The sequence below is a fragment of the Actinoplanes subtropicus genome, assembly GCF_000721705.1.
GTDB lineage: Bacteria > Actinomycetota > Actinomycetes > Mycobacteriales > Micromonosporaceae > Actinoplanes > Actinoplanes subtropicus.
On the sequence record NZ_JOJL01000021.1, the window covers coordinates 73,112 to 95,193 of the forward strand.

Genomic DNA, 22,082 nt, shown 5'->3' on the forward strand with positions numbered 1-22,082 from the left:
GGCATGAGCGGATACCGATTCGGGTGGTCGCTCCATGCTCCGAGAGTGCCGCGCCGTCGATCCCGGAAAGGCTGGGCCGTTCGGTTCGCCTCGCCGGGTGGAGGACCCATACCAGCCGTCGTGCCTTTCTGCGACTGTGCTCGAACAGAGCCAATGGAGTCGGCGTGGACCCGGCCCGACGCCCGCCTTGGAACCCCTCAACGCCACCGCAAAGTCGGTTTTCGGCACGACCTCCGAGGGCGAGGTCATACGGATCGACTCCACCGGCGGCACAATCGCCTGGACGGTGAGGATGACCAACGGTGGCGGTGGGCCCGTCGCGGTCGTCGGCGGCCAGGCGTATACCGTGGACGCGGGCGGGCTCCTGTACGCCTTCGCGGCTGGCGACGGACACCAGGTCTGGCGAGTGGCGCGATCAAGTGGCACCTTCCCGGCGTCGTGCCCAGTGGTCACCCGAGCATCATCGGCGACATCGTCATGGTGCGGGTGGCCTCGTTCGACGGCGCCACGATCGACCCGGGCGCGACGTGCTGCACCGCCTGTGCCGCAGCGCGCGGGACGGCGGCGCGGGCACGGTCCACCTGGAAGTAGCCACCGACAACGACCGGGCGTTGCATCTGTACACGTCGCTCGGCTTCGAACCGGTGATCACCGAGGACTATTACGCGGTCAGTACACTCGCGGCATGGGTTACACGATAGGTGAACTCATTGCCACGCTCAGCGACTCCGGCCGCCACAGCGACATCCCCCTGGTCTGGAACGCCTACGAAATGGCGAAACGGGCGCACGGCCGCCAGCGCCGGAAGACCGGCGACCGCTACATCACCCATCCGGTTGCCGTCGCCGGGATCGTGGCGTCCGCTGGCGGCGCCACCCCGGCCATCTGCGCCGCCCTGCTGCATGACGTCATCGAGGACACCCGTGTCACCTCGAACCAGCTGCACGCCGAGTTCGGTTCCGGCATCGCCGGCCTGGTCGAGGACCTGACCCTCAGCGTGGTTCGGGCCGGCGGCCCGGCCGACCCCGATCTGATGCTGATCGCCCTCGCCGACCGGCTGCACAACCTGCGTACGATCAGTCCCTTGCCGGCGGCCAGCCGCAAACGGGCGTCGTTGGACACCCTGGTGTTCCATGTCCCGTTGGCCCACCATCTGCGCGCACCGGGGCTCGCGCGGGAGTTGACGGAACTCGCCTGCGCCAGCCTCGACGCGTTGGACGGCCCGGACGTCCGGGAACGCCGCCGCCGGATGACACAGGCGATACGTCGAGCTCACCCCCGAGCGGTCGCCGAGGCGGCGGCCGCGTTCGGCGGGGGCGCCGCCCTTCTGGGCAGCGCTCCCGTGCCGGAATGGGCCCTGGTGACCGGCGGAGCCGGCGCGCTCGCGCTGCTGACCGCCGTGCTGTTCGGGCGCGACCCGAAAGCGGCCGAGCGGCTGGCGGCCCTGCTCCAGGCCGTCACGAATGGTTCTGAGCCGCCAGCCAGCCCGCCACCTGGGTGCGGGAGGTGAAGCCGAGCTTGCTCAGGATGTTCTCCACGTGGCCCTCGGCGGTGCGCTGCGCCACCACCAGCCGGGCCGCGATCTCGCGGTTGCTCAGGCCCTGGGCGATCAGCGCCGCCACCTCCCGCTCCCGCTTGGTCAGTCCGAGGCCCTCGGCCGCGTCGGCGCGCGGTTCGGGCACTCGGACGCGGGGCTGCCGTTCGAGCGCCACCGCGATCGCGTCGGCGGTGGACAGTTCCGCCCCGCGCCGGGCGGCGGCCAGGAAGGCGGCCGGGCCGAGCCGCGACCGTACCTGCTGCACGACCTCGTGATGCCAGTCCCGCAGGGCGCGAAAGGGGGCCAGGGACGTGTGCATCGCCTGCCACATCCGGCCGGAGGCGCCGAGCAGGGTGGCCGCACGGTGGTCCCGTAGCTCCGTCGCGGCGGCCCAGGCGAGCGACTCCACCGCGAGGCCGGCGGCGAACCGCTCGTCCTCCACGACCTTGCGGATCATCAGGCTCTCCTTGGCCGCCGCGGTGGCGCCGGCCGGGTCGCCGGCCCGCCAGCGCAACACGCTGAGCGCCCACAGCGCGAACGACTGCCACCAGGCTTCTCCGCTGGCCGCACCGAGGTTCTTCGCGGTCTCCAGATCCGGATAGCCGCTGGACGGCGGCCCGGCGAGGCCGCGGCACAGCCCGAGCAGGACCAGCGTCCACACCTCGCCGTTGCGGTTGTTCAGCACCCGGAACGCGGTGAGCGCCTCCTTGAACAGCGGCTGGGCGTGCACGTAGTCGTCCGCCCACATCCGGAAGCTGCCCCGCACCAGCGGCAGGTAGGCCCGTTCGGGCGACGGTGGCAGCACCTCGGCCAGCGCGGAGGCATCGGCCAGCAGCGCGGCGGCCCGGTCGGTGTGGCCCTGCACGCCGTCGATCCACGCCGCGACGCGCAGCGCCTTGACCCGGGACCAATGCCGGGGCGGCGGCAGCGCGAGGGCGCCGTCGAGCCAGTGCCGTCCCTCGGAGAGCGAGCCCCGGATCACCCAGTGGTTCTGCAGGTCGGCCGCGAATTGCAGGGCCCTCTCCGGCGGCCCGTTGGTGATCGCGTACTCCAGCGCCACCCGCAGGTTGGACCGTTCGTTCCGGAGCCGGTGCATGACCGACGCCTGCTGGGGGCCGAACCAGTTCTCGTCGGCGTGCGCGGCCAGCTCGGCGAACCACTGGCAGTGCCGGTCGGCGAAGCCCGCCTCGTCCCCGGCGGCGAGCAGTTCGGCCGCGCCGTACTCGCGGATGACTTCGAGCAGGTGGTAGCGCGCGTTGCCGTTGCCGGCCCGGATCAGCACCGACTTCTCCACCAGCGACGAGATCAGGTCGAGGATCCGGCCGGTGGGCAGCTCGTCGTCGGCGCAGACCGCCTCGGCCGCGTCCAGTTCGAGGCCGCCGGAGAAGACCGAGAGGCGTGACCACAAGGTACGTTCGGCGTCCGAGCAGAGGTCCCAGCTCCAGTCGATCAGCGCGCGGAGCGTCTGCTGCCGGGCCGGCGCGTTGCGGGCGCCGGAGGTGAGCAGGCTGTACCGGTCGGTCAGCCGCTCCAGGATCTGGTCGAGGGAGAGCACCCGCAGCCGGGCCATGGCCAGCTCGATCGCCAGCGGGATGCCTTCGAGGACCTGGCAGAGCCGTACGATCGTGGTGCAGTTCTCCTCGGTGACCCGGAATTTGGGCAACACCGCCGTCGCCCGCTCGACCAGCAGCCCGGCCGACTCGTACTTCCCCAGGTCGGCGGGGTCGCACGCGGCGCCTTGACCGGGCACCGAGAGCGGTTGGACGGTCAGGTTGGCCTCGCCGTCGAGCCGCAGCGCCTGCCGGCTGGTGGTGAGGATGCGCAGCTCCGGGCAGGAGCGCAGCAGGATCTCGGCGAGGTCGGCGCAGGCGGCGATCAGGTGCTCGCAGTTGTCCAGGATGAGCAGCGCCTGCCGGTCGGCGAGGAAGCCGGCCAGCGCCGTCGCGTCCGGGCCGACCTCGCCGTCCCGCAGCCCCAGCGTCTCGCCGACGGTCACCGCGACCAGGTCGGGGTCGCGCAGGTCGGCCAGCTCGACGAACCACACCCCGTCCGGGAAGCCCCGGCGCACCCCGGCGCCGGCGCGCTGGGCCAGCCGGGTCTTGCCGACCCCGCCCGGGCCGGTGAGCGTGACCAGGCGGCTGGTGGTGAGCATCCGCCGGATCCCGGCGATTTCCTGCCGGCGCCCGACGAAGGTGGTGACCTCGGCGGGGAGGTTCCCGAGGGTGCCGCGCGTGGTCGTGGCGGTGCTCATAGGGGCACGGTAGTGGGTGACGTTGCCCGATGGGCCCGCGGATCGGCCTCGTTCTCGGTCCACTTCAGCGGGGACGCCAGCCTACTGGAGAGTAACAAGACACCCCGCGTAATCCAGGTACTTTCCCCGTGTTTCGCAGCGTGTTCATTGGCGAAGGATTGGAGGTACACCAGAACGAGCGAGACGAGAGGGGTACGGCATGGGCCGCCACGCCGCCGACCGGACGGCGCCCGGCTCACAAGATCCGGAGGACAGGGGTAAATTCGCAGGTGAGGGGCGTCCTCGCCATGCCGACCTGTTCGCTCCGAGCCCCGGCAGCCGCGCCGCGCGAGTCCGTGCGGAACACACCGCGCAGACCTTCGAGCAGCTGGTCGAGCCGCACCGGGATGGTCTGCGAGCGTACATATTGCAAGTTACTCAGGGTGATGAGGCGCTCGCCGATTCGGTTCTCAAGGAAACGCTGTACCGGGCCGCTCAGCCGCCGCGCCGCTACCCGCAGAGCCCGGCGGCGGTCCGCCCCTGGCTGGTCCTCTCCGCGCTCAGCGTGCTGCACGACGGCGAACGCCACGCCCCGGCCGGCCACGACGACCGCCCGCCGGCCCAGGAGTGGCCCACTCCCGAGCCGGCCGCGGCCGTGCCCGCCACCACGGTCGCCGCGGCGCTGCGGGAGCTTCCGTCCCAGCAGCGCAACCTGATCGTCGAGCTGTTCTACCAGGGGGCATCCCTCGAATCGGCGGCGGCCGACCGGGACGTGTCGGTCGAGACGCTCAAATCGCGGCTGTACCACGCGATGCGGTCGCTGCGCGCGGCACTCGACCAGCAGGTGGCCGACCGGCACGGCCCTCGGTGAGGCCGACCCGCCAAAGATCAAACCCATCCGGGAGTACGGGTCACGGCTACCCGCCGATCGGGGCCGTCCCGCTTGCTCCCCGCGACCACCTGCAACACCGGGCCGCAGCGCGACTCTCGCGCCACCGGGCCGACCGGGCCGGCTCCCTGCGAGCGGCCGCTCACGGCGGTAGCCGGACGCGGCCGGCGTCGCGGACGGGCCTGGCGATCGGCCGCGGGGTCTCGACTAATCGAATGTCATTCGGTTAACGTGTCGGCACCTGTGCTGAGGAGGCCGGCAATGTCCGAGCAGACACGACTCAAGACCGGAGCGCTCGGCGCCGCGGGGATCTCGTTCCTGGTGGTGGGTGCCGCGGCGCCGCTGACGGTGATGACCGGGGTCACCCCGCTGGCCATCGCGATCGGCGGGGTCGGTGCGCCGCTCGGCTATCTGGCCGCCGGCGTGGTGCTGGCCGTCTTCGCGGTCGGGTACACGGCGATGACCCGGCACACGCGTGGGGCCGGCGCCTTCTACTCGTACATCACGCTCGGGCTCGGCCGGCCGCTGGGCGCCGCGTCCGGCATGCTCGCCGTGTTCTCCTACAACGCCCTGCAGATCGGGGTCTACGGCCTGCTCGGTGTCCAGTTCGCCGCGGCGTGCGCCCGGTTCACCGGTGCCGAGGTGCCGTGGTGGGTGTTCGCGGTGGCGACCGTCGCGCTCGTCTGGGCGCTCGGCCGCCGCGGCATCGACGTCGGGGCCTGGGTGGTGGGCGTGCTGCTCGTCGCGGAGAGCGCGATCCTGCTGCTGCTCGTCGTCGCCGTGCTGACCCGAGCGCGGCTGACCGGCGGCACCTTCACCGCGGACGCCCTGTCCGGGCCGGGCATGCCGGCCATCCTCGGCTTCTGCTTCGCCGCCTTCATGGGCTTCGAGTCGACCGCGCTCTACCGGGCCGAGGCGCGTCAGCCGGACCGGACGATCCCGCGCGCCACGTACGCCGCGGTCGCCTTTCTCGCCGTCTTCTACGGCGTGGTGGCCTGGGCGGTCGTGCAGGCCTTCGGTGACGCCGAGGTGGTCGCGGCGGCCGCCGCGAACCCGACCGCGCTGCTGTTCACCGCGATGGAGAAGTATGCTGGCGGGTGGGCCGCTGACATCATGTACGTGCTGGTGCTGACCAGCATCTTGGCCGCCCAGCTTTCCTTCCACAACGCGATCAACCGGTACGCCTTCAATCTCGCCCACGACGGGCTGCTCCCGGCCGCGCTCGGCCACAGCCACCCCCGGTTCCGCTCGCCTGCCGTGGCCGGCGCCACGCAGAGCGTCCTGGCTGTCGTCGTGGTGGCCTGCTTCGCGCTGGCCGGCGCCGACCCGATCCGGCAACTCCTGATCCTGGTCAACACTCCGGGCGTGCTCGGCGTCCTGATGCTGCTGGCGCTGACCTCCGTCGCGGTCCTCGCGTACTTCCTGCGCCGCCGGGGCGTGCCCGGTGCCCGCGTCGCGACGGCGTCCAGCGCGCTCGGCGCCGTCCTGCTCACGCTCGTCTTCGGGGTGATCATCGACAAGGTCGGGCTGCTGACCAACGCCGCACCGGATGTCGACGTCGCCCTGGTCGCCGTCGTGCCGATGGTTCTCGCCGCCGGCCTGGTCTGGGCCCTGATCCGCAAGGCGGGCAACCCGCGGGCCTACGCCCGCATCGGCGGCGAGGAGGCCGGCCGGATGGGCGCGGCCGTGGCGCCGGCCGCTGCCCTGGAGGTGACCGCGTGACCGTCGCCGACCTGATCGTGCTGGCGGATCGCGTGTACACCATGGCGGCGGCCGCACCGGAGGTGACCGCGATCGCGATGGCCGGGGGAGTGATCACCGCAATCGGTGACCGGGCGGACGCCCGCGGCTGGCGGGGACCGGGCACCCAGGTGATCGACCTCGGTCCGGCGACCGTCACGCCGGGACTGGTCGACGGGCACTTCCACCCGGTGACCGGCATCGCCCTGACCCGCGGCGCCGACCTGTCCGGCGCGCGGACGACCGACGACCTGATCGCGGCGCTGCGGGCCGCGGCGTCGAGTGTGCCGCGCGGCGGCTGGGTGCAGGGCTGGGGTCTCGATCCGAACGTCTTCGCCGGCGCGCCGATCACCCACCGCCCGCTCGCCGAGGCGCTCGGCCCGGACGTGCCCGCGTTCCTGCTGTTCTTCGACGTGCACTCCGCCCTGGTCAGCGAGCGGGCGCTGGAACTGGCCGGCGTCGGCGGGCCGCGCGCGTTCGCGTCCGGTGCGAGCATCGCCTGCGACCCGGCCGGGCGGCCCACCGGCCACCTGCTCGAATGGGACGCCATCGACCTGGTGCGCCGGCTGCTGCCGGCCGACGAGCCGGCCGCCCGGCGGCAGCGGCTGCTCGATCTGATGCGGCGGATGGCCGCCGCCGGCCTGACGGCCGCGAACGCGATGGACTTCGGCGACGACTCGGCCGACCTGTTCCCCGCGCTCGAGGCGGACGGGGAGTTGCCGGTACGGTGGCGGTGCGCGCCGTTCGTGCTGCCGGGCGACGGGCCGAACCAGCTCGACGCGGTGATTCGGCAGCAGCGGAGGACGGGCCGCCGCTGGCGGGTCGACGGTGCCAAGTTCATGATCGACGGGACGATCGACGGCGGGACGGCCTGGCTGGAGGAGCCCGACACGCACGGCGAATCCACCGCCTGCTTGTGGCCGGATCCGGCGGAGTACGCGGCCGCGGTGCGGGTCCTGGCCGCCCACGGGGTGCCGATCGTGACGCACGCGATCGGCGACGCCGGCATCCGCTACGTGCTCGACACGGTCGCCGCCCTTCCTCGCCGGCCGCCGGTCCCGTACCGCGTCGAGCATGTTGAGACGCTGCCGTCGGCGCTGATCGGCCGGTTCGCCGCGCTCGACGTGACCGTCAGCATGCAGCCGACGCACTGCGCCCACTACACGCGGGCCGACCGGAGCGACAACTGGTCGCAGCGGCTCGGCAAGAAGCGCGCCGACCGCGCCTTCCGGGCCCGCGACCTGCGCGAGCACGGCGCCCGGGTGGCGCTCGGCTCGGACTGGCCGGTCGCCGGGTTCGACCCGCGGGCCGTCATCGCCGCCGCCCGGCTGCGGCGCCCGGCCGGCGAACCCGGCGTCGAGCCGGTGCTGCCCGGGCAGGCGCTGACCGCCCGGATGGCCTTGGAGGGTTACACGACCGAGGCGGCCACGGCGGCCGGCCTCGGCGACCGGACGGGACAGCTGCGGCCGGGCTTCCGGGCCGATCTGACCGCGTTCGCGCTCGACCCGCTCGCCGCCGACCCCGACGAGTTCGCCGAGTCGCCGGTGGAGCTCACCGTGGTCGACGGCACGGTGTCGCACCGAGGAAGGACAGCAGCATGATCCACCACGAGCCCCCCGCGATCGACTTCTTCACGCACCGCGACCTGCCGGCCCCCCGGCTGACCGCCGACGAGGCCCGCAGGGCCGCCGCGGCGCATTTCGGGCTCGCGGTCCGCGCCGAGTCGTTGGGCAGCCAGCAGGACGCCAACTTCCTGCTGACCAGCGACGACGGAGCACCCGTGGCCGTCCTCAAGATCGCCAACCCGGCGTTCACCGCGACCGAGATCGACGCGCAGGACACCGCCGCGGACCTGATCGCCGGCGCACTGCCCGGCTTGCGGGTCGCGACCGTGCTGCGCGACGACGATGGCGAGCGCCGGACTGCCACCATCCCCACCGGCGACGGCCCGGTCACCGCCCGCCTGCTGCGGCACCTGCGCGGTGGGACGCTCTCCGGCCCCCGACATCTGGCACCCCGGACGGTTGCCGCCATGGGCCGTGTCGCCGGTCAGGTCAGCACGACCCTGCGGCCGTTTCGTCATCCGGGGCTGCGGCGGCTTCTGCAGTGGGATCCCCGCTACGCCGACCGCGTGGTCGCCCGGCTTTCGGAACACGTCGAGGCGGAACGCAGATCCGCCGTGCTGGCCGCGACCGAGGAGGCCTGGGCCGCCGTCTCAGCGGTCGCCGACGGGTTGCCGCACCAGGCCGTGCATCTGGACCTGACCGACGACAACCTCGTCGTCACGCCGGACAGCCGGGCGCCGATGCCCGACGGGATCATCGACTTCGGCGACCTGACGGACAGCTGGGCGGTGTGCGAGATCGCCGTGACGCTCTCCTCGATCCTGCACCACGACGGCCTGGAACCGCACCACGTCCTGCCCGCCGTGCGTGCGTTCCACGAGATCAGGCCGCTGTCCGCGGCCGAGGCGACGGCCGTGTGGCCGCTGGTGGTGCTGCGGGCCGCCGTCCTGGTGGTCAGCGGACGGCACCAAGCCGCCATCGACGGCGACAACCCGTACGTGAACGCCGCCCTCGAGCGCGAGTGGCGCATCTTCGAGCAGGCCGTCGCCGTGCCGGCCGCCGTGATGACCGAACTGATCACCGAGAAGCTCGGCCTGACCCGCCAACCGGTCACGCCTCCGGTGGCCGCGGTGCCCGTGCTGGCGGAAACCGACCCGGCCGACATCGCCGTGCTCGACCTGACCGTCGAGTCCGACGCCATGGACCGCGGCGTCTGGCTGGAGGAGAGGGCCGCGGATCGTCTCGCCGCCCGGGCCGGCATCGCCGTCACCCGGTACGGCCGGGTGCAGCTCACCGCCAGCACCGCGCTGTCGGCCACCTCGCCCGCCACCATCGCCACGGGCATCGACCTGTGGCTCGCGGAGGCCGCCGGCCTGCGGGCCCCGGGTGACGGCGAGATTCTGACGGCTGTGCCCGGCCACGTGGCGGTGACGTTCGGCCCGTACGAGCTGCATCTGGTCTTTCCCGGCGGCGTTCGCCCGAGCGTGCCGGCCGGCAGCCCCGTGCGGGCGGGCGACCCGCTGGTCATCCTGCCCGCCGCCACTCGCGTCCACCTCTCGCTCCGGCGGCCCGGGGCGCCGGCGATCCCGGCGTTGGTGCGGCCCGAGTACGCCGCCGGCTGGCTCGCGCTCACCGCCGATCCCGCTCCCCTGCTGGGGCTGCCCGCCGCCGGCGGCGCCCCCGCGCGGGACGACCTCCTCGCCCGGCGCGACGTGGCATTCGCCCCGGTCCAGGAGCACTACTACGAGAATCCACCCCGCATCGAACGCGGCTGGCGTCACCATCTGGTTTCCGTCGAGGGCCGCTGCTATCTGGACATGGTCAACAACGTCACCCCGCTCGGTCACGCCCACCCCCGCGTCGAGCAGGCGATCTCGCGGCAGCTGCGCCGGCTCAACACCAACTCCCGGTTCCACTACGCCGCCGTCGTACGGTTCACCGAACGCCTCACCGCTCTGCTGCCGGATCCCCTGGACACCGTCTTCCTGGTCAACTCCGGCTCGGAGGCCGTCGACCTGGCGATCCGGCTCGCGATCGGCGCCACCGGACAGCCGGACGTCGTCGCCCTGCGCGAGGCGTACCACGGCTGGACGTACGCCTCCGACGCCGTGTCCACCTCGTTGCAGGACAACCCCAACGCCCTGACCACCCGCCCGAGCTGGGTCCACACGGTCGACTCACCCAACTCCTACCGGGGGCGCTGGCGCGGCGAGCAGGCCGCCAACTACGCTCCCGAAGCCGTCCGGTTCATCGATGAGCTGGCCGCCTCCGGCCGCCCGGCGGGCGCCTTCCTCAGCGAGCCGTACTACGGCAACGCGGGCGGCGTCGCCCTGCCGGACGGCTACCTCCGGCAGGTGTACGCGACGGTGCGCCGGCACGGCGGCCTGGCCATCGCCGATGAGATCCAGGTCGGCTACGGCCGGCTGGGCAACTGGTTCTGGGGCTTCGAGCAACAACAGGTCGTCCCGGACATCGTCTGTGTCGCCAAGGCCATGGGCAACGGCCACCCGCTCGGCGCCGTGATCACCACCCGGGCCGTCGCCGACCGCTACCGCGACCAGGGCTACTTCTTCTCCTCCACCGGCGGCAGTCCGGTCTCCAGCGTGGCCGGCCTCACGGTCCTCGACACGCTCCGCGACGAGGACCTGCAAGGCAACGCCGCGCGCACCGGCGCACACCTCAAGGCGAAGCTCCTGGCCCTCGCCGACCACCACCCCATCGTCGGCGCCGTGCACGGCGACGGCCTCTACCTCGGCCTCGAACTGGTGCGTGACCGCCACACCCTGGAGCCCGCCACCGAGGAGACGGCCGAGCTCTGCGAGCGCATGCTCGACCTCGGCGTCATCGTCCAGCCCACCGGCGACCACCTCAACATCCTCAAGATCAAGCCACCGCTGTGCATCGACCCCGCCGGCGCCGACTTCTTCGCCGGCATGCTCGACCGCGCCCTCACCGAACTCGGCCACCGCGGCGGCAGGTGATCGCCTTGCCCCGCCCCAGCACACCGCTGCTGTCCCGCGCCCAGATCGCCACGGCCGCCCTGGCCCTGATCGACGAGGCCGGCACCTTCACTCTGCCCGGCCTCGCCAAGGCCCTGTCGGTCAGCCCCTCCTCGATCTACCACCACTTCCCCGGCGGCCGGGAGTCCATCGTGGAGGCGATCCGCGGGCTGCTCGCCGCCGAGGGCATCGAGACCGAGCCGGGCGGGCGCGACTGGCGCCGGTTCGTCGAGGACTGGTCGCGCGCGTACCGGGAGGAGTTCGCCCGCCACCCCAGGGCCGTTCCGTTGCTCACCGGCCAGGTGGTCACCGACCCGGAGACACTGGCCGGGTACGAGGCGGTGGCGCGGGTGCTGCGCGACGCCGGGTTCCGCGACGAGACCCTGCTGCACGCCGTCACCATCCTCGACTCCTTCATCATCGGTTCGGCGCTGGACGCGAGCGCGCCGCTGGGCGTGTGGGCCGACTCGCCCGACCCCGGCTCGGCGCTGGGCAGCGCGATCCGGGCGGCCCGCAACGAACCGGCGAGAAGCTCCGAGCGCTCCTTCGAGATCGGCCTGCGGATCATCCTCGACGGTCTCGGCGCGATCGCCTCAGCCGTACGCCAGGACCCGATCGAAGGCCGGCCGGCAAGTGCGGGGAGGCCACCGCCGACCGGGCCACCCGGCCCCGCGGGAGCCGGGTGAACCCCGACGACGGGGCGTCGTGGCCACGGCGGGCGGCGAGGTGATGACAGGGGCTACACTGGCGCCGGGCGTCGATCCACCGCCTCACCTCCACCGGCCGTCCCGGCAGGCCGCTTCGCGGGGGCAAAGGGGAAAGCTCCTCGGGTCGTTTGTCATCAGCCTGCCACGGGCGCGCCGCCGGGGGTGTTGTCCCGTGTGGCCGAGGGTTTCGATGACCGCAGGGAAGAATTTCAAGCGCCGCGTCCGCGAGCGCGCCCGCCGGACCGGCGAGTCGTATACCGCTGCCCTTCGACACCTTCGGCCCAGCGAGCAGACCGTGGAGGTGTCCGCCATGAACTGGCAGCGCGTGGAGAAGACGACGTACGGCTTTGCGATCTTCGTGCCGGAGGGGTGGGTCGAGCGGGAGGTCGACCTGCGCAACAGCCCGTGGGAGACGGCTCGGTTCGTGGACCCGGCCGACCGCCGGCACAGTGTGATCGTGTTCCGGAATCCGGTGGGGCCGCGGAGCACCGCGGCCGAGGTGGCCCTGCGGGCGCGGGCCGCGCTGGAGGCGACCGGGTTCGGCGAGTCGGCGATTTCCGATGCCGAGTGGGGCGGCCGGGCCGGGGTCCGGCTGGATTGTGCGAAGCGGGATGCCGGCCGGGTCTGGGCGGTCCGGGAGTACTTCGCGGTCAGCGACGGGGTCGGGTTCTGCCTGGGCTGCGGGTCGGCGGCGCCCGAGGAGGCCGAGCCGATGTTCGAGGAGATGGCCCGGACGTTCGAGGTCCTGCCGGCCGCGGAGTAACCCGCATTATGGGATTGAGCACGCCCGGCTTCGCGGGGACGGAATCGCTGGTCGCGCCGGATGCGGCGCGGCGCCGAAGCGAACGAGATCCGCGGGCCGGGTTCCGTATGGCCGGGGGCGGCCGCTAGCCTGCTCGAAATTAGGTGAGGCTAACCTTAGGAGGCCGCCTTGGAGGGATCCGCGTCCCCGCATCTGTTCTCGGGGTCCACCCTGGACGCGTACACGTCGGCGGTCTGGCACGCGTCGGCGCTGCTCGCCGATCGGGTCAAGGCGGTGCGGCGGCCGTATTCCGGCGCGTCCGTCGCGGACCTGCGGGAACAGGTCGACGCCGTGGACCTCGATCGCCCGCTGGGCGACACGGGAGCCGCGCTGCACGAGGTCGCCCGGCTGTATCTGGACAATGCCGTCTGGTTCCACGAGCCGGCGTACGTGGCGCACCTGAACTGCCCGGTCGCCATCCCGGCCCTGAGCGCCGAGGTGCTGATCGCCGCGGTCAACTCCTCGGTGGACACATGGGACCAGAGCACGGCCGGCACGCTGATCGAGCGGCGCCTGATCGACTGGACGGCCGGGCGGATCGGCTTCGGTCCCGACGCGGACGGCGTCTTCACCAGCGGCGGCACCCAATCGAACCTCCAGGGGCTGCTGCTGGCCCGCGAGGTGAGCGGCGGGGGGAAGATCTTCGCGACCGCCGGGAGCCACTTCAGCGTCGGCAAGTCGGCCGGCATCCTTGGGCTGGGCGCCGATGCCGTCGTGAGCGTCGCCACCGACGGCTCGGGCCGGATGGACCCGGCCGCGCTGGCCGCCGCGATCGAGAACGCACGCCGCGACAAGAAAGGAACGATGGCCGTCGTCGCCACCGCCGGCACCACGGACCTCGGCCGGATCGACCCGATCGCCGCGATCGCCGACGTCTGCGAACGGCACAACGTCTGGCTGCACGTGGATGCCGCGTACGGCTGCGGTCTGCTGGCCTCGACGCGCCGCCGGCACCTGCTCGACGGCATCGAGCGCGCCGACTCGGTGACCGTGGACTTCCACAAGAGCTTCTTCCAGCCGGTCAGCTCGAGCGCGATCGTGGTACGCCGGGGCGAGACGCTGCGCCGGATCGCGGTGCACGCCGACTACCTCAACCCGCGCGCCGCGACCGTGCCGAACCAGGTGGACAAGAGCCTGCAGACCACCCGCCGGCTGGACGCGCTCAAGCTCTGGATGACGCTGCGCACGATGGGTTCGGACCGGATCGGCGAGATGTTCGACGCGGTGGTGGACCGGGCCCACGAGGCGTACCTGCAGCTGCTCGACGACCCGGACTTCGAGGCGCTGACCTCGCCGACGCTGAGCACCCTGCTGTTCCGTTTCCGGCCGGCCGGGCTGAGCGTGGCCGAGTGCGACGACCTGATGCCCCGGCTGCGGCAGCGGCTGTTCCACGACGGGCGGGCGATCGTGGCCGGCACCAAGGTCGGCCGCCACTACTGGCTGAAGTTCACCCTGCTCAATCCCAACACCACCCGGGACGACCTGCGCGACGTGCTGGATCTGATCCGGGAGATCGGCCGGGACATGACCGGGCCCGTCACCAAGAAGGCGGTGATGGCCTGATGCGTACGCACGACTTCGCCGCGATCGGCGTCGGCCCCTTCAACCTCGGGCTCGCCGCGCTGACCGCCGACCTTCCCGGCCTGGACGGTGTCTTCCTCGACCAGCGCGCCGGCTTCGACTGGCACCCGGGGCTGATGCTCGAGGGGGTGACCATCCAGGTGCCGTTCCTCGCCGACCTGGTCACGATGGCCGACCCGACCTCGCGGTTCTCGTTCCTCAACTACCTCAAGCGGGCCGGGCGGCTGTACCCGTTCTACATCCGGGAGAGCTTCTACCCGCTGCGCGCCGAGTACAACGCCTACTGCCAGTGGGTCGCGGCCCAACTGCCCTCGATCCGGTGGAACACCCTGGTGGAGACGGTCACCCACGACGGCGACCACTATGAGGTGCACACGGCGGGCGAGACTTTCCGCGTACGCAAGCTGGTTCTGGGAATTGGCACCGAGCCGAGAGTGCCGGCGGTGGTGGCTCACGGGCCGTATGTGCACAGCGCCGACTACCTGCCGAACAAGCGACGGCTGCAGGCGCTCGACTCGATCACGGTGGTCGGCAGCGGGCAGAGCGCGGCGGAGATCTACCACGACCTGCTCGGCGAGATCGAGACGTACGGGTACCACCTCTCCTGGCTGACCCGGTCGCCGCGGTTCTTCCCGATGGAGTACACCAAGCTGACCCTGGAGATGACCTCGCCGGAGTACATCCGCTACCACCACGGGCTGCCGCTGCGCAGCCGGGACCGGCTGGGTCGCGAGCAGCGCAACCTCTACAAGGGGATCAGCGGCGAGCTGGTCGACGCCATCTACGAGACGCTCTACACCAAGAGCCTGGCCGGGCCGGTCCCGACGACCCTGGTGACCGGTGTCGAGCTGGAAGGCGCGATCTGGGACGGGCAGCGGTACACGCTTGCCTTGCAGCACGCCGAGCAGGGCCGTTCGTTCACCGCCGGCACCGAGGGGCTGATTCTCGCGACGGGATATGCGCCGCGGGTCCCGGCCTTCCTGGACCCGGTGCGCGACCGGATCCGCTGGGACGAGCGCGGCCGCTTCGACGTCGCCGTGGACTACTCGGTCGATGAGAAAGGCAGCGAGATCTTCGTGCAGAACGCGGAGGAGCACACGCACAGCCTGACCGCGCCCGACCTGGGCATGGGCGCGTACCGGAACTCCGTGATCATCAAGGCGCTGACCGGCCGCGAGGTGTATCCGATCGAGGACCGGATCGCGTTCCAGCAGTTCGGCGCGCCGACCGCCGACCTACCCCGGGCGCTGGTGGCCTCGTGAAACTCGTGCCGCTGAACCTCGATCTTGATCTTGAGCTGCTGCACGCCTGGGTGACCCACCCGCGCTCGCATTTCTGGGGCCTGCAAGGAGCAAACCTCGATCGCGTACGGGAGGAGTACGCCCGGATCGCGGCGAACCCGCATCATCACGCGTGGCTCGGCCGAGACGCCGATGGCACTCCCCTGTTCCTGGCCGAGACCTACGACCCCGCGCACAGCGAGCTGGCCGCGCACTACCCGGTGCGACCCGGCGACCTCGGCATGCATCTGCTGGTGGCGCCGCCCACCACGCGGCGGTCCGGGGTGACCTCGGCGGTGATGCGCGCGGTCATGGACTTCTGCTTCGCCGACCCGCGCGTCGACCGGGTGGTGGTCGAGCCGGACGTGCGCAACGAGGCGATCGCCCGGAAGAACGCCGAGGTGGGCTTCGTCGAGGAGCGGCGGATCACGCTGCACGACAAGGTGGCCCGGCTGAGTTTCTGCACCCGATCCTCGTACGAGATGAGCACGCCGCACCTGAATCCGGCCGCAATGGAGTATGCCCACCGGAAGTTGATCGCCAAGGCGCTGGCGGAGTTCAGCCACGAGCGCCTGATTTATCCGGTTACGGAGAACGACGGATACCGATGGGGTGAGCTGACATTCCGCGCCCGGCGGTTCGCGATGGAGCACTGGGTCGTGGACCCCGACTCGCTGCGCGGCCCGATCGACGCCCTCGACTTCATCACGGGATTACCGGACAAACTGGGCATTCCCGATGAACTGCTCGGCACCTATCTTGAGGAGATCTCGGCGACGCTCGCCGGCACCGCCTGGAAGCACCATCACCGGCGGGAGACGGCCGAGGAGTTGGTGCACGCCGACTTCCAGACGATCGAGGCGGCGATGACCGAGGGCCACCCCGGTTTCGTCGCGAACAACGGGCGGATCGGGTTCGGGCTGAGCGACCACGAGACGTACGCGCCGGAGGCCGCTCGGCCGGTGCGGCTGCGCTGGGTGGCGATCTTGAAGAGTTCGAGCCATTTTGCGTCTTCTGGTGATGAGCGTGCGCATTACTGGGCCGAACTAGGCGCCGAGACGGTCGGCCGGTTCGACCAGCGGTTGCGGGATCTAGGGTTAAATCCGGATAATTACCGTTATTTGCCGGTGCACCCGTGGCAGTGGGAGCACAAGGTCACGGTCACCTTCGCGGCCGACGTGGCGCGCCGGGCGATCGTGCCGCTCGGCGACGGGCCCGACCGGTACCGGGCGCAGCAGTCGATCCGGACCTTCTTCAATGTGGACCGACCCGACCGGCACTACGTGAAGACGGCGATCGCCGTGCAGAACATGGGGTTCCTGCGCGGCCTGTCGCCGAAGTACATGCGGGCCACGCCGCCGATCAACGAGTGGGTGGCCGGGCTGGTGGCCGGCGACGCGGAGCTGCGGGCGTGCGGCTTCGGGGTGCTGCGGGAGCTGGCCGCGATCGGGTACACCGGCGACGCGTACCACCGGGGCGGGGCTCCCTCGGCGTACACGAAAATGCTTGCCGCTCTTTGGCGCGAAAGCCCGATCCCTCGCCTTGACGACGGCGAGCGCCTGGCCACCATGGCGAGCCTGCTGCACCGGGACCGGCACGGGGACGCGCTGGTCACCGCCCTGATCAAGGCGGCCGGGGTGGCGCCGGCCGAGTGGATTGCCGCCTACCTGCGCGCGTATCTGCGGCCGATCGTGCACTGCCTGCTCGCGCACGACGTCGCGTTCATGCCGCACGGCGAGAACCTGATCCTGGTGCTCGAGAACCACGTGCCGCGCCGGGTGTTCATGAAGGACATCGGCGAGGAGGTGGCGGTGATGAACGACCAGCCGCTGCCGCCGGAGGTGGAGCGGATCCGGATCGAGGTCAGCGACGAGATCAAGGAGCTGGCGCTGTTCACCGACGTGTTCGACGGGTTCCTGCGGCACCTCGCCGGGATCCTGGACATCGACGGGGTGCTGCCTTCGCGGGAATTCTGGGGGCTGGTCGGCGACTGCGTGCGCGGGCACGCCGCGGACCATCCGGCGCTGGCCGGGCGGCTCGACCTGTTCCGGCCGACCTTCCGGCACTCCTGCCTGAATCGGCTGCAGCTGCGCAACACGCTGCAGATGGTGGACCTCATCGACCAGGCCGGCTCGCTCATCTTCGCCGGTGAGCTGGACAACCCGATCGCCCGATGAGGGTTCTTCGGGACGCGTACGGGATCCCGCACCTACGGGCCGGGTCGGTCGACGAGCTGGCCTACCTGCAGGGGCGGGTCACCGCCGAGGGCCGGGGACAGCAGATCCGGCTCCCCCGATTCCCCGCACTTCCTCGACCAGCTCCCGCACTGGTCGGCCGGCTCGCTGATCCCCGTCTTCCCCGTGGAGCAAACCATGATCGCGTACGCCGAGAAGCTCCCCGGGCTGGGCGAGCTGACCCTGATCCCGCTCGACCCGGCGGCGCACGCATCGCTGGTGCACGGCTGGGTGGTGCGGCCCCGCAACCGGTTCTGGGGCATGGGCGGCCACACCGTCGACCAGGTAAGGGAGATCTACGAGTTCGTGGCCGGACTGTCGACGCATCACGCGTACCTGATCCGGATCGACGAGGCCCCGATCGGCATCTTCCAGACGTACGAGCCGGAGCACGACCCGATCGCCGAGTGCTACCCGGTCCAGCCGGGCGACTTCGGCCTGCACCTGCTGCTGGACGGCGGCGACCTGGTCCTCCCCCACCTCAGCACGCTCGTCATCCCGGCCCTGCTCCGGTACGCGTTCGCCGACCCGGTCCACCGCCGGCTGATCGCCGAGCCGGACATCCGCAACTCCAAGGCGATCCGCCGCTTCGAACGGCACGGCTTCGAACTCGGACCGGAGATCGACCTCGGCCGCAAGCGGGCCCGCCTGACCTTCCTGACCCGGTCGCGCTTCTGGCCGCCGGATGCGCGACTTCGTCGCCCAGGCGCAGGCGCCGTCGGGCGGCCTCCGCTAGGCCGGCCTTCCTTGATCCGTCAGGGCGTAATGCCCGGCCACGGCTGGTACCCGGGGATGCCGGAGCCCGCCGTCCGCAGCCGCTCGGCCAGCCAGGACCGCAAGTACCGCGCATCACCTCGGCCGAGGTGCACGCCCCACGTAGTCAGGCCGAAGAAGAACAGCATGAAGCCGAGCGGGCCGAGGCAGACGAGGAAGTCCGCGCCGGTGGCCTCGCCGCGGCCGGCCACCACGACGGCTCGGATGACGAGGCCCAGGAAGGCGCAGCAAACCATGGTGAGCCACAGGGCGCTGAACGCCATGATGAGATAGGACCAGCCCATCGTCCCGACCAGCCGGCAGCCGCTTCCGTCCGATTCGAGCCGGCCGTGCAGCACCGGCCGCCAGGAGTTGCGCACTCCGACCCGGCCCGCCTCCAGCCTGATCCGGCGCTCACCGACCCAGCCGACGACGCGGTATCCGCCCTCACCGCCGCCGAACGTGAACGCGGTCCGCAGATAGGACGTGCTGCCTTCGATCAACGCGGCCCGGACTGCCGACACGGACAGCGGCGACAGCAACACCACTGGTTCCGATCGCCACCCGCTCAACCAGAACTCGATCCACCGACGCACCACTGCAGTATCGACCCGTCGTGCTAGTCATGCGGCCCGGGATGGCGGCCTCCTCCGTCGCAGGTATGTCCACAGGGTCGCGATCAGCACCAGCGTCGCGATCTCGGACAGCACGCTGAGCAGCGCGTCGGGATGTGGCTGGAAGCCGCGCTCGGTGAAGCCCCAGACCCCCACGGTGCGGGAGAGCAGGAAGCCGCCCAGGGCGCCGAGGGCGGTGCCGGCCGCCGCCAGTTGCAGGATCGGCGGGGCGCCGAACAGCAGCAGCGCGGCCAGCGCGAAGGAAACCGCCGCCTGCAGGAGAAACAGCGGCCCGATGTGCGGGATGGAGCGGTAGCCGTCGACGTAGAGCTTGGCGTGCACGTACCCGCTCTCGGCGACGGTGGCGACGACGGCGAGCCGGATCGCGAGCGCGACGTTCATGTGAGTCGCTCCTCCTTCAGGGCCAGCGCTTGATCGCCCTCGCGATAGGCGACCGTGCGGATGCCCAGGGCGTCCTCGAGCTGCCGGGCCGGCAGGACCTGCGGGGTGGGGGCGGGCGCGTGTCCCGGCGCCGGCAGCGGGTAGGCCGTGGTCGTGGCCGAGTGAAAGGTGATGTTGCCCTCGGTCTTGGTGAACAACTGGTGGACGTGGCCGTTGAGGCAGGTCACCGACGAGAAGCGCCGCAGCATGGCGATCACCTGCAGGGCGTCGTCGGTGCTCCATCCCCACTGCGGATACATCGCGAACAGCGGGATGTGGCTGAACACCACGACCGGGGTGTCCGGCTTGACCGCGGCCAGGTCCTTGCGTACGAAATCGATCTGCTCCGGGCCGAGATGACCGGCCTTTTCCAGGCTGAGGGTGTTGACCAGGGCCAGGAAGTGGACGCCGTGGGTGTCGAAGCTGTACCAGCCGTCGCCGGAGGTGTTCGCGCCGAAGGTGCGCAGGTACGCCCGGCCGCCGTCGCCCACCGCATCGTGCTCGCCCGGCACGACGAAGACCCGTTCGGTACGCGCCGTGGAAAGCATCTGCTTGACCTGGTCGAACTGCGCCGGCGTCGACAGGTGGGTCAGGTCCCCGGTGTGCATCACGAAATCCGGCCGGAAACCCAGCGAGTTGATCCGGTCCAGCGCGTGCTCGAAGGAGCCGGTGACATCGGTGTTGGCCGGCCCGTCGAATCCGATGTGGCTGTCGGACACCTGCACGAACCGCAGGGCGTTCGGGTCGCTCGCCGCGGCCGCCGCCACCTGGTCATGATGGTCGGCGATGTGGCTGATCACCTCCCCGCCGGCCACGCTCAGCACCACCGCGCCGCCGAACCAGCCGGCGTGGCGCATCAATTGCCGCCGCGTCATGCCCGCCTCGCTCATGGGGTCACCGTCACGGTCGCCGTCATGAACGGGTGAATCGTGCACAGGTAGCGGTAGGTGCCGGGCTTGGCGAAGGTGTAGCTGAAGGTGTCGCCGGTGTTCATGGCCGCGGAGTTCAGCGGGCCGCCGGATCCCTGACTGGTCACCGTGTGCGCGTCGGAGTCCTTGTTCGTCCAGGTCACCTTGGCGCCGGCCTTGACCGTCAACGCGGCCGGCGCAAAGGCGAAACCCTTGATGACGACGGCGTTGCCGGCAACGGGCGGCGCCTGCGTGCCCCCGCCGGCCCGCCCGGACGGCGTGGGCATGTCCATGCCCGGCATCGAGGGCGACGCCGAGCCGGTGGCGCCCGGCATACCGGCCAGGCTGCCGCCCGGCGGCGCCTGCAGCCCGCCGCCCGCCTTGCCCCCGCCGGCGCCACCGCACGCCGAGAGCAGCCCGAACGCACCGGCGAGCGCGAGCGCGACCGCGCCACTACGCGTCTTGCGGGCATAGGATCGCATGACTGATGTTCCTCCTGCTCGACCGACCTGTGGCCGCCGCGGCAAGGACCGCGGCGACGTCCGCAGAGGAGTACGAGCGGGAGTTACACCCACCGCGTGCCGGCTGAGGCCTCAGCTCGCCGGCTGGGCGGCGTACGGGTGGACCGCGACCCGCATCGGCGGTTCGGCCAGCAGCCCGATGATCTCGTCGCGCAGTTCGTCGGCCAGCGCGCTGTTCTCGTAGGCGTCCTTGGCCTCGTCGGACGTGAACACCTCCATGTTCCAGAGCACGTCCGGGTCGTCGTCCTCCCGGGCAATGATGAACCGGTCGGACGAGCCGGACTTCTCCATGCCCACGGTGGCCAGCTCGAACAACTTGTCGCCGAGCCCCGGCTTGGCGCGCATCTTGATGATGTACGCGGGCTGGTCCTGAAGTGCCATGTCGGTCTCCCAACTCTTCTCCGTACAGTGTTCGCAGTAGCTCTGCTACGGTACACCTCGACCAGATCCGTGAGGGCAGGAGTGAGATTGCCGACCGACCGCGGAAAAAGCTCACGGGTGCGTGACGTCATCTGGGACCGTCCGGAACGCGCCGCGAAAGGCCCGGCCCCGTCGAGGAGCCGCCAGCAGATCGCCGCGGTCGCGGTCACCCTCGCGGACGCGGAGGGCATCGAGGCGGTCTCGATGCGCAAAGTCGCCGCGGCACTGGGGGTCGGCACGACGTCGCTGTACGGCTACGTCGACAGCAAGGACGAGCTCTACGACCTCATGGTGGACTGGGTCGAGGCCGAGGACGGCCCGCCGCCCCCGCCCAGCGGCGACTCTCGCGCCGACCTCACCCGGCTGGCCAACCGGATCCGGGGGTCGATCCTCCGGCACCCCTGGATGGCCGGCGTCACCGCGGGACGACCCAACTTCGGACCGAACTCGCTGGCCTGGGTCGAGTTCGGCCTGGCGGCCATGGACGGGCTGGGCCTGACCCTCGACGAGATGCTGATCGCCAGCGACGTTCTGCAGGCGTTCGTCCGCGGTTTCGCCCTGCGGGAACTAGCCGAGCAGCAGGCGCTCCGGCGAACCGGCCTCACCGCCGGCGAGTGGGGCCGGACGCTCGGCCCCTACCTGAAGTCGGTGGAGAAGAGCGGCCGGTACCCGTGGTTCACACGCATCGTGCAGGACGCGCGCGTTCCCCACGCCGAGAACCGCCAGGAACTGGTGTTCGCAACCGGGCTCGGCCGCATCCTGGACAGCCTCCTACCCGAGCCCACCCAGCCCGTCACGCGCCGCCGAACGGAAAACACCGATTGAGCGACCGCCGACCCGGTCGCGTTTCGGCATTACCGG

General features: G+C 71.4%; 18 protein-coding genes and 3 pseudogenes. 15 read left to right on the forward strand and 6 right to left on the reverse strand.

Annotated features, from left to right (window positions below; all coding sequences use genetic code 11):
- Positions 1-34: 34 nt before the first annotated feature.
- Positions 35-421, forward strand: a pseudogene (locus IH26_RS64645) (outer membrane protein assembly factor BamB family protein); the annotation flags it as partial.
- Between the two features lie 28 nt (positions 422-449).
- Here the strand turns inward: IH26_RS64645 and IH26_RS63155 are convergent.
- A complete protein-coding gene (locus IH26_RS63155) occupies positions 450-617 on the reverse strand; it encodes a hypothetical protein (protein ID WP_245665559.1) in 168 nt (55 codons plus the stop codon).
- On the opposite strand from IH26_RS63155, the gene IH26_RS64280 reads away from it, so the two are divergent.
- Together IH26_RS64280 and IH26_RS63160 are read left to right on the forward strand one after the other, a co-directional pair.
- Complete coding sequence (locus IH26_RS64280) at positions 540-701, forward strand: GNAT family N-acetyltransferase (protein ID WP_342668315.1); 162 nt, start codon at positions 540-542, stop codon at positions 699-701. The genes IH26_RS63155 and IH26_RS64280 overlap by 78 nt on opposite strands.
- Entirely contained in the window at positions 686-1,510 is an 825-nt protein-coding gene (locus tag IH26_RS63160) for an HD domain-containing protein (protein ID WP_030439162.1), read from the forward strand. Before IH26_RS64280 ends, IH26_RS63160 begins: the two co-directional genes overlap by 16 nt.
- Here IH26_RS63160 and IH26_RS0127675 read toward each other — a convergent pair.
- The gene (locus IH26_RS0127675) at positions 1,458-3,788 is read right to left on the reverse strand and encodes an ATP-binding protein (protein WP_030439163.1); all 2,331 of its coding nucleotides are present in this window, start codon (positions 3,786-3,788) and stop codon (positions 1,458-1,460) included. The two genes, IH26_RS63160 and IH26_RS0127675, sit on opposite strands and share 53 nt — an antisense overlap.
- 406 nt (positions 3,789-4,194) lie before the next feature.
- Between IH26_RS0127675 and IH26_RS0127685 the strand changes: the two genes are divergently transcribed.
- From IH26_RS0127685 to IH26_RS63170, 11 genes and pseudogenes are all read left to right on the forward strand, one after another.
- A complete protein-coding gene (locus IH26_RS0127685; RefSeq protein WP_030439164.1) occupies positions 4,195-4,638 on the forward strand; it encodes a sigma factor-like helix-turn-helix DNA-binding protein in 444 nt (147 codons plus the stop codon).
- A 279-nt stretch (positions 4,639-4,917) separates the two neighbouring features.
- Positions 4,918-6,378, forward strand: a complete 1,461-nt coding sequence (locus IH26_RS0127690) for an APC family permease (RefSeq protein ID WP_030439165.1) — start codon at positions 4,918-4,920, stop codon at positions 6,376-6,378.
- Positions 6,375-7,997, forward strand: a complete 1,623-nt coding sequence (locus IH26_RS0127695) for an amidohydrolase (protein ID WP_030439166.1) — start codon at positions 6,375-6,377, stop codon at positions 7,995-7,997. The genes IH26_RS0127690 and IH26_RS0127695 overlap by 4 nt, the downstream gene beginning before the upstream one ends.
- Positions 7,994-10,942 (forward strand): aminotransferase, encoded by a 2,949-nt coding sequence (locus IH26_RS0127700; RefSeq protein ID WP_030439167.1) that lies wholly within the window; start codon positions 7,994-7,996, stop codon positions 10,940-10,942. Before IH26_RS0127695 ends, IH26_RS0127700 begins: the two co-directional genes overlap by 4 nt.
- Before the next feature lie 5 nt (positions 10,943-10,947).
- Positions 10,948-11,646, forward strand: coding sequence for a TetR/AcrR family transcriptional regulator C-terminal domain-containing protein (locus IH26_RS0127705; protein ID WP_051808567.1), 699 nt, complete (start codon positions 10,948-10,950; stop codon positions 11,644-11,646).
- A 331-nt stretch (positions 11,647-11,977) separates the two neighbouring features.
- Complete coding sequence (locus IH26_RS0127710) at positions 11,978-12,430, forward strand: hypothetical protein (protein ID WP_245665561.1); 453 nt, start codon at positions 11,978-11,980, stop codon at positions 12,428-12,430.
- A gap of 168 nt (positions 12,431-12,598) precedes the next feature.
- Positions 12,599-14,032: a pyridoxal phosphate-dependent decarboxylase family protein gene (locus tag IH26_RS0127715; protein WP_051808568.1), complete on the forward strand. Its 1,434-nt coding sequence runs from the start codon at positions 12,599-12,601 to the stop codon at positions 14,030-14,032.
- Entirely contained in the window at positions 14,032-15,312 is a 1,281-nt protein-coding gene (locus IH26_RS0127720) for a lysine N(6)-hydroxylase/L-ornithine N(5)-oxygenase family protein (protein WP_030439171.1), read from the forward strand. The genes IH26_RS0127715 and IH26_RS0127720 overlap by 1 nt, the downstream gene beginning before the upstream one ends.
- The gene (locus IH26_RS0127725) at positions 15,309-17,507 is read left to right on the forward strand and encodes a GNAT family N-acetyltransferase (protein ID WP_030439172.1); all 2,199 of its coding nucleotides are present in this window, start codon (positions 15,309-15,311) and stop codon (positions 17,505-17,507) included. Before IH26_RS0127720 ends, IH26_RS0127725 begins: the two co-directional genes overlap by 4 nt.
- Positions 17,504-17,569, forward strand: a pseudogene (locus IH26_RS63165) (hypothetical protein); the annotation flags it as partial. The gene IH26_RS0127725 and the pseudogene IH26_RS63165, both read left to right, overlap by 4 nt.
- Before the next feature lie 136 nt (positions 17,570-17,705).
- Positions 17,706-18,239: pseudogene (locus IH26_RS63170) on the forward strand (GNAT family N-acetyltransferase); the annotation flags it as partial.
- 701 nt (positions 18,240-18,940) lie between these two features.
- On the opposite strand, the gene IH26_RS0127735 reads toward IH26_RS63170, so the two are convergent.
- The 4 genes from IH26_RS0127735 to IH26_RS62280 form a co-directional block, all read right to left on the reverse strand.
- Complete coding sequence (locus tag IH26_RS0127735) at positions 18,941-19,333, reverse strand: hypothetical protein (RefSeq protein WP_030439174.1); 393 nt, start codon at positions 19,331-19,333, stop codon at positions 18,941-18,943.
- Positions 19,330-20,262: a metallophosphoesterase family protein gene (locus IH26_RS0127740; protein ID WP_030439175.1), complete on the reverse strand. Its 933-nt coding sequence runs from the start codon at positions 20,260-20,262 to the stop codon at positions 19,330-19,332. Before IH26_RS0127740 ends, IH26_RS0127735 begins: the two co-directional genes overlap by 4 nt.
- Positions 20,259-20,762 (reverse strand): cupredoxin domain-containing protein, encoded by a 504-nt coding sequence (locus IH26_RS62275; protein WP_211268762.1) that lies wholly within the window; start codon positions 20,760-20,762, stop codon positions 20,259-20,261. The genes IH26_RS0127740 and IH26_RS62275 overlap by 4 nt, the downstream gene beginning before the upstream one ends.
- Before the next feature lie 111 nt (positions 20,763-20,873).
- Positions 20,874-21,182 carry a putative quinol monooxygenase gene (locus IH26_RS62280; protein WP_030439177.1) on the reverse strand — a complete coding sequence of 103 codons (309 nt, stop codon included), beginning with the start codon at positions 21,180-21,182 and terminating at the stop codon, positions 20,874-20,876.
- 117 nt (positions 21,183-21,299) lie between these two features.
- On the opposite strand from IH26_RS62280, the gene IH26_RS0127755 reads away from it, so the two are divergent.
- Positions 21,300-22,046: a TetR/AcrR family transcriptional regulator gene (locus tag IH26_RS0127755; protein ID WP_051808569.1), complete on the forward strand. Its 747-nt coding sequence runs from the start codon at positions 21,300-21,302 to the stop codon at positions 22,044-22,046.
- Positions 22,047-22,082 lie beyond the last annotated feature (36 nt).

Excerpts from the sequence above, each read along its gene's own strand:
- IH26_RS63155 (WP_245665559.1), bottom strand. The coding sequence starts at position 617 with ATGCAACGCCCGGTCGTTGTCGGTGGCTACTTCCAGGTGGACCGTGCC.
- IH26_RS63160 (WP_030439162.1), top strand. The coding sequence starts at position 686 with ATGGGTTACACGATAGGTGAACTCATTGCCACGCTCAGCGACTCCGGC.
- IH26_RS0127675 (WP_030439163.1), bottom strand. The coding sequence starts at position 3,788 with ATGAGCACCGCCACGACCACGCGCGGCACCCTCGGGAACCTCCCCGCC.
- IH26_RS0127690 (WP_030439165.1), top strand. The coding sequence starts at position 4,918 with ATGTCCGAGCAGACACGACTCAAGACCGGAGCGCTCGGCGCCGCGGGG.
- IH26_RS0127700 (WP_030439167.1), top strand. The coding sequence starts at position 7,994 with ATGATCCACCACGAGCCCCCCGCGATCGACTTCTTCACGCACCGCGAC.
- IH26_RS0127710 (WP_245665561.1), top strand. The coding sequence starts at position 11,978 with ATGAACTGGCAGCGCGTGGAGAAGACGACGTACGGCTTTGCGATCTTC.
- IH26_RS0127720 (WP_030439171.1), top strand. The coding sequence starts at position 14,032 with ATGCGTACGCACGACTTCGCCGCGATCGGCGTCGGCCCCTTCAACCTC.
- IH26_RS0127735 (WP_030439174.1), bottom strand. The coding sequence starts at position 19,333 with ATGAACGTCGCGCTCGCGATCCGGCTCGCCGTCGTCGCCACCGTCGCC.
- IH26_RS0127740 (WP_030439175.1), bottom strand. The coding sequence starts at position 20,262 with ATGAGCGAGGCGGGCATGACGCGGCGGCAATTGATGCGCCACGCCGGC.
- IH26_RS62275 (WP_211268762.1), bottom strand. The coding sequence starts at position 20,762 with ATGCGATCCTATGCCCGCAAGACGCGTAGTGGCGCGGTCGCGCTCGCG.
- IH26_RS62280 (WP_030439177.1), bottom strand. The coding sequence starts at position 21,182 with ATGGCACTTCAGGACCAGCCCGCGTACATCATCAAGATGCGCGCCAAG.